The 8,601-nt window shown below is 62.9% G+C and carries 9 protein-coding genes, 1 tRNA gene and 1 pseudogene; 4 read left to right on the top strand and 7 right to left on the bottom strand.

Annotated elements, in window-relative coordinates:
• Positions 1-63 precede the first annotated feature (63 nt).
• Positions 64-138 (top strand) — tRNA-Asn (locus tag VNZ93_RS16685).
• Positions 139-406: 268 nt separating this feature from the next.
• Here VNZ93_RS16685 and VNZ93_RS16680 read toward each other — a convergent pair.
• Positions 407-673 (bottom strand): hypothetical protein, encoded by a 267-nt coding sequence (locus tag VNZ93_RS16680; RefSeq protein WP_325707499.1) that lies wholly within the window; start codon positions 671-673, stop codon positions 407-409.
• 128 nt (positions 674-801) lie between these two features.
• On the opposite strand from VNZ93_RS16680, the gene VNZ93_RS16675 reads away from it, so the two are divergent.
• Together VNZ93_RS16675 and VNZ93_RS16670 are read left to right on the top strand one after the other, a co-directional pair.
• On the top strand, positions 802-1,104 hold the full coding sequence (locus tag VNZ93_RS16675) for a DUF1778 domain-containing protein (protein ID WP_325707496.1): 303 nt from the start codon (positions 802-804) through the stop codon (positions 1,102-1,104).
• Between the two features lie 3 nt (positions 1,105-1,107).
• Positions 1,108-1,611 carry a GNAT family N-acetyltransferase gene (locus VNZ93_RS16670; protein WP_325707493.1) on the top strand — a complete coding sequence of 168 codons (504 nt, stop codon included), beginning with the start codon at positions 1,108-1,110 and terminating at the stop codon, positions 1,609-1,611.
• Between the two features lie 221 nt (positions 1,612-1,832).
• On the opposite strand, the gene VNZ93_RS16665 is transcribed toward VNZ93_RS16670, so the two are convergent.
• Genes VNZ93_RS16665 through VNZ93_RS16645 form a run of 5 tightly spaced genes read right to left on the bottom strand, consistent with a single transcriptional unit; the run spans position 1,833 to position 7,621 of the window.
• On the bottom strand, positions 1,833-2,939 hold the full coding sequence (locus VNZ93_RS16665) for a hypothetical protein (RefSeq protein WP_325707490.1): 1,107 nt from the start codon (positions 2,937-2,939) through the stop codon (positions 1,833-1,835).
• Positions 2,932-3,501, bottom strand: coding sequence for a hypothetical protein (locus VNZ93_RS16660; protein WP_325707487.1), 570 nt, complete (start codon positions 3,499-3,501; stop codon positions 2,932-2,934). Before VNZ93_RS16660 ends, VNZ93_RS16665 begins: the two co-directional genes overlap by 8 nt.
• 41 nt (positions 3,502-3,542) lie before the next feature.
• Entirely contained in the window at positions 3,543-5,528 is a 1,986-nt protein-coding gene (locus tag VNZ93_RS16655) for an AAA family ATPase (RefSeq protein ID WP_325707484.1), read from the bottom strand.
• A 24-nt stretch (positions 5,529-5,552) separates the two neighbouring features.
• Complete coding sequence (locus VNZ93_RS16650) at positions 5,553-6,890, bottom strand: hypothetical protein (RefSeq protein ID WP_325707481.1); 1,338 nt, start codon at positions 6,888-6,890, stop codon at positions 5,553-5,555.
• Positions 6,887-7,621 carry a DNA adenine methylase gene (locus tag VNZ93_RS16645; protein ID WP_325707478.1) on the bottom strand — a complete coding sequence of 245 codons (735 nt, stop codon included), beginning with the start codon at positions 7,619-7,621 and terminating at the stop codon, positions 6,887-6,889. Before VNZ93_RS16645 ends, VNZ93_RS16650 begins: the two co-directional genes overlap by 4 nt.
• A gap of 613 nt (positions 7,622-8,234) precedes the next feature.
• Between VNZ93_RS16645 and VNZ93_RS16640 the strand changes: the two genes are divergently transcribed.
• Positions 8,235-8,387: a hypothetical protein gene (locus VNZ93_RS16640; protein WP_325707475.1), complete on the top strand. Its 153-nt coding sequence runs from the start codon at positions 8,235-8,237 to the stop codon at positions 8,385-8,387.
• A 7-nt stretch (positions 8,388-8,394) separates the two neighbouring features.
• On the opposite strand, the pseudogene VNZ93_RS16635 reads toward VNZ93_RS16640, so the two are convergent.
• Positions 8,395-8,601 (bottom strand): annotated as a pseudogene (locus VNZ93_RS16635) (methyltransferase); the annotation flags it as partial.

The raw sequence follows: 8,601 nt of genomic DNA, 5'->3' as shown, positions 1-8,601 counted from the left end.
CAGGACAGGCTTGTCAAACCGAATCCCCCTCCATATAGGGCGCACTCTGCCCGTCAGGGCTGCTCCCCGATAGCTCAGCGGTAGAGCATTCGACTGTTAATCGAATGGCCGTAGGTTCGAATCCTACTCGGGGAGCCACTTTTCGCCGCGAAATTTGTCCTTATTTATCGGGCACTTACGGACAGGCGAAAGCGCACGGCAAAGCATCCGCAAATTGCAGATCACATAGCCTATTGAAATAAGGGCGATTTTTCAGCGATCGTGGTGTTCGAATCCGGCTTGGGGTTGAGGCCAATTTCCGGAAGCCCATGCTGGCGACGAACACCGTCGAGACGATCAGTTCCCCATCAGCGAATGCGCCTCCTGCGAGGCTCGCGGAGGCCAAGCGTTCAACCTCATCCGATGACTACTCAGCATCTGATGACGTGACCTCGGTACTGACCGAGGCGCTGTCCTGCGTTTTGCGCGCCGCCTCCCTGTCCCATTGGTGCAGCAGCTTGAAAGTCGCGACCAGCCGTTGAAGCATCACTTCGGCTTCACCATCGGTCGGCTTTTTGCCGGTACGCTCTTCGGCCAAGGTAGCCATCTGATCGACAAGGCCCTGGCTCGGCTTGTAGTCATGCAATTCAATCGGACCGCGCTCCGGCGCGACCCTATTTCTCTTCTTGGACACCAAGGCTCTTTCATGATTGCCCGGTCGGGTTACGAGCGGGAGGGAGGAATACGGCACGTTGCCCGCCGAATGGCAGGTCGTATTGAAAAATGCAATACAACCTGCTATCTGGACCTTCGGAGGTACTCATGCCACACCAAGCCCAACGCAAGCCGCATCCGCTTTCAATGCGACTGCCCGACGCCGACCTCGCCATCATCGACCGCGCGGCACGGTTGCGGGGCCACTCGCGCACCGACTTCGTGCGCGACGCTGCCGTGCGTGCGGCTGAGGAAGTGTTGCTGGAGACGACGTTGATCCGCATGAGTCCGGCCGGCTTCGACGCCTTCATGGCTGCCGTGTCTGGCCCCGCCGCGCCTGTTCCAGGAATGGTCGAGCTGTTCCGGCGCGCTGCCCCCTGGGAAACAAGCAATCCGGCAGACGCGAGCTAGGCTTTGCCCCTATCTGGCCCGGAGCCGCTGACGGCCACGCACGAAATAGCGGAATTCTCCTGCGGCAAGCCGTCGCTGGATCGTTGGCTCAAGACGCGAGCGTTTTCCAACCAGGAGAAAGGCTTCACGGCGGTGATGGTCGTGCATGAGGCCGGCCGTGTGGTCGGCTATTACGGCCTTGCGCCGACAGCAGTCATACCGGGACGGCTTCCCCGCTCGATCCGCACCGGACAGCCGCCCGATCCCGTTCCCTGCCTGTTGCTGGGCCAACTCGCGACGGACAGTAACTGGGCAGGCAAAGGCATCGGATCGGGCCTGCTCAAGCACGCCCTCCACCGCTGTGTCACCGCCGCTCGCCTCATCGGCGGGCGGGCATTGATCGTCAACGCCGTGGATGACGAAGCGGCCGCTTTTTGGACCCGCCGAGGGTTTGTCCCCACCAAAGATGACCCACTGACGCTATTCCGCTCGATCGCCGACATCGCAGCATCCATCGAAATGGCGTAGCAAGGGCGGATATTGGGCCGACTGCGGCCTATCGACTTTCGGCATTGTGATACGCGAAAGCGGACGCGGCCCGGTCTGCTGGACTGACCGTGGTTTAGCGGCAAGAATGCCGCAATAATGGAACATCATGGCCGACGACACCGGCTCACCGCACGATATTCAACTGCTGACAGCCCCAGATGTAACGGTCGCCCCCGCCAATCGTCGCCGAGTCCAGGCAATTAGGCAGTTGCGAAATTCGATTTCCTCGGATTTAGAAAGAAGCGTACGGGGGTCGCGAAATCGTCACGCGATTGCGCATGGTCAGGATCATAGTGAAGGATGTCGTTCGCGAAGTGCATCGCGTCGGCCTCGACAAGCTGATCGCCCGCGCCCTGGACATTCCGGCGACGTGCATCGAAGACGACGAGATAGCCGCGGGTCGCGGTACTAGAGCTGTGCCGCACCTCGCGATCGAGATAGTCGGCCAGTTGGTCCGCTCCTTCCTGCGCGCGCGGCGGTCCATAGTCGGTGTAGGTGGGCTGCGGCGTCGGGTTGCGGGACCGCGCGGTGGACCGTCCGAGCCATTTCACCTCGATCAGCGCCGCCGCGCCGGAAGCGAACCATTCGACGCGAACGTCGACCGGCTTGGTCTCGTCGGTGTTATGTTCGGGCCGGGCATTTGCGTCGCGCAGGACCAATTGCAGCGCCTGGATGAGCGAATCCCGCATGATCGATTCGGGCCGGTTGACGAGAACCAACCGCGGGCCATCGACGCCGCCCTCCCAGACATCTGCCAGGATGCGGCATTTCGTTTCCCGAGCAAATTCGCTGTAGCGCGAAAGCGCCTCCTCAAGACTGCTCAGCGTCGCATTGGCGAAGTTGCTGGCGAGGATCGGCGAGACCTTCTGGACATAGTCGTCGTGATCCTTGGCAAGAATCCGATCGACGCCATTGTCGTAGCGATAGACCAGCGCGTCGGCGGCAGCCGCCTTGAGATCGATATCGGATGCGAGTTGAAGGAAACGGAAGGTGCCGTTCGGCACCAGCTCGATCAGGCAGTGCGCGCTGGCGTCCGCGCCGGCAAGCGCGGTGCCGAGTTCCTCGTAAGTCTGGAAAACCGACGGTGCGCCCCACGCAGCGATCATCGGCACCGACGGCGTCGCGTTCATGCCGATCATCACCGTCAGCGTCCCGTGCAGGCTTTCGGGCGGATAGCGCTGATAGATGAGCTTGACGGCATCGAGGAGCGCGGTGATCGCGCGCGCGCCCGGCTCACCGAACGCCTCGCTCGCGTGCGGGAGATAGGCCATGCGCACCAGCGCCTGGACATTTTCGAGGTTAATCAACGGGCGCGTCCTCCGTCCGCAGAATCCGCGCGGACAGCCAGATGACCGCGGGCGACAGCAGATCCTTCACGTCGGCACCGAGCACCGAACTGACGATGCCATATTCCTCGTAGAGCAGTTCGATGTCGTCGGCCTGGAGCAGGAGCCGCCGCTGGCCTAGCCGGACCGAGGCGAGCCCCGGCGTCTGGCCGATCGCATGGCGGATCGAGCCGACCGGAAGCGCGAGCGCGCATTGCGTCGCTGCGCGCAGCCACTGGCGCCGGGCGGCCCAAGAACCAAAGGTTAGAAGGCTGCCGATCTCCGCCGCCAGCTCGTCGTGGCGCGCGCTCATAAAGCCCGCTCCATCCTCGTCGACTAAGCCGCGCGCGACAACCATCGACCGGGCCGTTTCGAACTGAACACTGAAAGGGAATCCTTCGGACGTGACCGCGAACGAATAGCCCCAATCGCCAACCGCCTGGCCTTTGAAGAGGCCGAGGATGCAGCCGAGATAGGCGTAGAGATGGGCCTCGATGATCGTCATCGGCATGACCGACGCCGGCGCATCGGCCGCGATCGCCACGGCGTCGAAATACGCTTCGGGAATGATGTCGTCCGCGCTGGTCAAGTGAGCGCCGCGTCGATCGCGTCATAGGCTTGGGTGAACAACGCTTCCTCGGTCTGCTGCACCTCGCTCAGGTCGGTCCAGTCGGTCATGCGCACGATCTGCATCCCCGCGCTTTTCTGAAGCCCGGCGAGACGCAGCACGAGCTGCGAGCTGCGCAAGTTGGCGGTCATCAGCACGCGATTGCCTTCGGCGACGAACTTCGAGAACATCGAGCCCGCGCGTGCCTCATAGGCGATGTCGAGCGAGCCTTCGGGCGTGTCGACCAGGAGCGTGGCGGCGCCGTCCGCCAAATATTCCGACAGCGCCATGCGCAGTGCGATATCGATGAAGAAGCGCTGGCTCTCCGACACGGTATCGGGCTGCGCGCGCAACTGGTCGTCCATGCGCATGCGCAGGCCGAAGCCGGAATCGTTTGCGCCCTGGCGATGCTCCAACTCGACGTCGATTGGCAGTCCGATGAAGTCCTCGGCGAGCTCGCGGAACCTGGGGACGAAGCGCTCGGAACCCGCCTCATACTGCGCCTTGAGCACCTTTTCGTGGACGCGAAGCTGATCGCGCAGCTCGTCGCGTTTTTTGTAGTGCGCCTCGCTCTGAGCAAGAAATTCCTGGCGCTCCTTCTCAAGCTTGTCGATTTCCTGCTGGATCGCGGAGAAGCTGGAACCGCTCTGCACTTTGGCGAGACCCGCCGCTTCCTTCTCCTCGAACTGCCTAAGCTCCGCCGCCGCCGCCTCCTCGCTCGCCTGGGCGGCGGCGAATTCGTCGCTGATCCGTGCGCGGCTGTTCAGGATCGTGGCGAGGTCGTCGCGGATGCGTGCGATCTCGCGATCGAGACGCTGCAATTGCGTAATCGCGCCGGCATCGGCGCCAGATCGGTCGAGAACACTGTCGCACAAGGGGCAATCGCCCTTGTCGAGAGCGGCCTGGACCTTCGCCGCGACATGGACAGTTCCGCAAAGCGCGCAGCGATCTTCCGACAGGGTAGCGCGGACGATCGGATGATGCTGGACTGAAGAGGATTGCTGCAGCCGGCTCGAGAATAGGCGGCGGTATTCGAGCTGGGTTTCGGTGAGCGACGCGCTGAGATCGGTCCATTTGAGGTCCGCGTCGCGCAACTCGGTCTGCTTGCGCCGCATGCGTTGCTCGGCTTCGGCCTGCCGGGCGACAAGCGCGTCGTGCTGAGCCTGAAGCTCGGCGCCGGTCGTATGGTCGTCGGTTTCGGTGCCCTTGAGCAGGTCGGCGAGCTGCTTGATGCGATCGGCGACATGCCGCGCGGAAAAGCGGACGTTGCGGCCGCGCGAGCTTTCCCTGTCCATATCGCGCTGGAGCTTGTCCGCGGCCTTGGCCGCGACCGGATCGGCACCGAACGCGAGATACAGCGCGTTGGTGAGCGCCGCGTCGTCCCACATCAAAAGATGTCGGCCTTCGTCGAAAGTGGCGACGAAATGCATGAGGAAGACGAACTGCGCGAAATCCTCGAGGCCGGCCAGCGCGAGAACCTTGGCCTGGTAGAGGCCAGTCAGATCGCTGCCATCATCGTCGCTCGATTGGTGAGTGTCGGTCACGCCGGAGGCGAGGTCGCCGATCACCAGGCGGGTGACGCCTGCAGTGCCGAACAGGTCGCGGGTGACGCTCAGGGTGGTCGACGGCCAGGCGAGGTCGACGGTGACGCTCGCGATCGGGCGGGCATGCTCGCTGATGCGGCCGCTGAAATAGTCGTCGGCGCGATCGGCGCGCCCGGCGTTGCGGAGATAATCCTGGGCCGACTGGAACTTGCGGCTGGGATCGGGGATCGCGCCGGTGATCGCGAAATTGATCGTGTTCAGGAAGGTGGATTTGCCAAGGCCATTGGCGCCGATCAGGCAGAAGACCGGACGTTCGATATCGACGCGGGCATTCGGCTCGTTGGAATAGAGGTCGAAGTTGGCAAGCGCGACCCGCGCGATCGTGGGCAGGGAAATCTTGCGATCGGCAATGTCAGGCACCCGGCATCTCCCCCCGACTCCACGTCAACCACGCTCGAATACCAGGCAGTGTTCGGACAACTCGAATCCCCCTCCATGCTGCGAACTGTTGCGCATCGATCGAATAGCGCCGCTCTCGGTTAAGCGAAAGCCCAGAGGCTGCACGCATTCGACGAGAATGGAAGCGACATCGACGTGGACGCCGCCATATTGGCTGTCGCCGATCGCGACCACAGCGTGCCGGCCGGGGGGAAGAATCCTGCGGAGCTGCGCGAAGATCATGGCGAGATCGTCGAAATAGAAGCCGATCATCTCAGGAATATGGGGATTCCACAGGTCGCTTCTGGCGCGGCGCAGCGCGTCGAGTGTTTCTTCAAGGGCCTTCGAGGCGGCAAGGCGCTGCGTCTCGCGCCATTTCATCTGCACGTGCGAGCGCAGGGTCTGATGGCGCAGCGTGCGATTGTCCGGGCCGGATTTCAGATAGCCGAGCATCCACAATTCGAGATTGTAGACATCGGTATAGTCGAAGGAGTTGGGGTAAGGCGGCGAGAAGACCGCGACGTCCGCCTGTTCGATGCACGCCAGTGCGCTCCGGGCATCGCCGCGATGGACGATATGGCGGCCCCGGCGCGGCCCGGCATAGGACGTGAGATCGGCGGCCGCCATGTCGACCGCATCGTCGAGGCTGGCGATGAGGTCAGCGGCCGAGCGCGGTCGCGTTTCCCAGCCGCGGCGATAGCGCCGCCCCTTGCCGTTGATGGTCACGTTGCTGTTGGGGACGAGCACGGACCCCAGTAGCACCCTGAGCAAGCGCGCCTCGTCGGGTGGCAGGGCGGTCGATGCCCGCACGATTGCGCGGACCGTCGCATAGACGTCGGCGGCGAAGACATAGCGGCCCTTGACGCCGGGTTCGGCCATCGTCGGCGGCATACCCTCGATCGGAAGGCTGTCGCCGGGCTCGATCTCAAGCTCGGACAGCAGGCGATCATAGGACGCGCAGAAGCTGGAGGCCGGCAGGGGCGTAAGCTTGGCCTCGATGAGATCCGCCAGGAACGGATTGACCTCGATGACGTCCGACGAGATGCCGAGCATGCGGCAGGTCACGGCGGTCGTGCCGCTGCCCCCGAACGGATCGAGGCATCGGTCGACCTTGTAGGGCAGCGCGCCCAGCGTGTCGGCAACGAACTTGGGCGAAAAGGCTTCCTTAAAGTGGAACCACCGCTGGAAGGGAATGTTGGCCGCGCCCTGGTTTGAGGAGGTCGGCGCGGCTTCGGCATAGCGTTTGAGCCAGTTGCCAACATCGCTCAGTGGCACGCGGCGGCGCGCCAAGCGCTGCGAGGTGCGAACGGTCTCCGCGAGCGGGGCGCGCCAGAATTCCGTCATGCTGCAGTTCCTCGCTTGCGGTCGGCGAGTAGGCGTTCGGCGAAGCCCGGATCGATGTCCGACGATTGAATGAGCGCGGCGAGCACCGCGCGGCGCTCAAGGTCCGGCAGCCGGGCGAGCTTGTGAACCCAGCGACTAGTCTTGCGACGGATGCGTTCACGCTCGCGAAAGCTTCCCCCGATCGGCGCATAGTCGTGGAGATCGGGCGAAAACTCAAAGTTAGCCCATATCCGTTCGCGGCGTAGCCCAGCGTGGCTGACATTGACGAGTTCCTTGACCTCCCACCCGCGAAGCGCCTGCTCATAGAGCGGCGAGGGATAGCCGGAGATCATGACCCGGCAGCTCAGTTTCAGAACCGCATCAAGGAGCTTGCAATGATCCTCATCGCTATATTCGTGACGGTAGTAGCGGCGGTTTTTCTTGGTGGCCGCGACATAGGGGGGGTCAAGATAGACTAGCTCCCGACCGTCGAAGGCGTAGCCGGCTAGAAACGCGAGCGCGTCGGCGTTGTGCAGCACGAGGCCCGGTACGCCCCAGGAGCCTGCCGCGCGGATGACGTCCGCGTCGATATCCACGCCGATGTTGGCCTGGGCGGGGCGCTTGTTGCGCATGACCGCTCCGCCGCCGAGATGCGTTTCGATATAGGTGTCGTGCGGCGGCATCAAGGACACGATGTCCTGCCAGAGCCGTCCTTTTCCGCCTGCATATCCCATGCCGGGATACATCGTCATTTTTGGCGATGGAGTCAAGCGCGAGGAAGTCAGAGCCAAGGCCGTTCGTTTACGTGATCAAGTGTGAGTAAACGGGTGGCAGCTTTTGGGATCGGAAATCGCATCGCGAACGGCGGCAATTAAGGCGCGAAGCCGCCGTTGGGCATCGCATACTAACCCCGTCCGATCTTGGACATTGCTACGTTTCGTTGGCGCAGATCGCTGAGGCGGTGCTCCGATGAGGCTGGAGATGGAGTGGACGATACAAAACGTCAGCATTTATTCATAACTGCCGACGTTTTGTATCAAGGTGCAGAGTGGGACCGTGGGTATCCGGGCGCCGAGGTTTTCGGGAGGTCAGGATACTGTCGGCGAGCATCATGCACCTGGGGTGTGGAGGACGAAACAGGCCGCCTTATAGCGAAGCTAATCACCGCCTCACGAGATCAGACCCCTCCAGCAACGGCAAAAACATCGGTAGCTGCTCGAATCGGACCATCAGCTTGGACATCGGTGCTCGGCACATAGTTCGAAATGTTTCAATGAACGGGAGCCACTTCACTCTATCGCTCGCGGGAACCCATTTGCCGCCGGTCGATTTTTCGGCCGCGAGGGGAATTCGTGGAGCGTTCCGATGCTCGAACAGCGTATTTCGCCGAGTTGGCCGCACAGCGCGTGGAACCCGCATCATCAGCCGCTTGATCCCTGCAGGCGCAAGATGATCTTCGGCCCGGTGCGGCCGATGGATCGGCCCGGCTTGCTGCGGCGCCTGTTCGGCGACGAGTGAGCGGCGATCAGCCCGGCTTGCGGAAGCGGATCGCGAACTTTTCGGTCTCTCCCTGAACGGACGCATCGCGCACGCCCACCGTCTTGGGATCATCCGGGTTCGCCAGCACGGAGGATTCCGCGTCGAACTTGAAGCCCGCTGCCTCCACCTCCGACTTCACCGCCGCCGGATCGATCCGGTGCAGCGACTGCGTGGCCGAAGTGCCCGATCCGGG

The sequence above is a fragment of the Pseudorhodoplanes sp. genome (genome assembly GCF_035565795.1).
Classification (GTDB): Bacteria; Pseudomonadota; Alphaproteobacteria; order Rhizobiales; family Xanthobacteraceae; genus Pseudorhodoplanes.
Note: the sequence above shows the minus strand (reverse complement) of the source record. Positions and strands in the feature narration are given on the sequence as shown.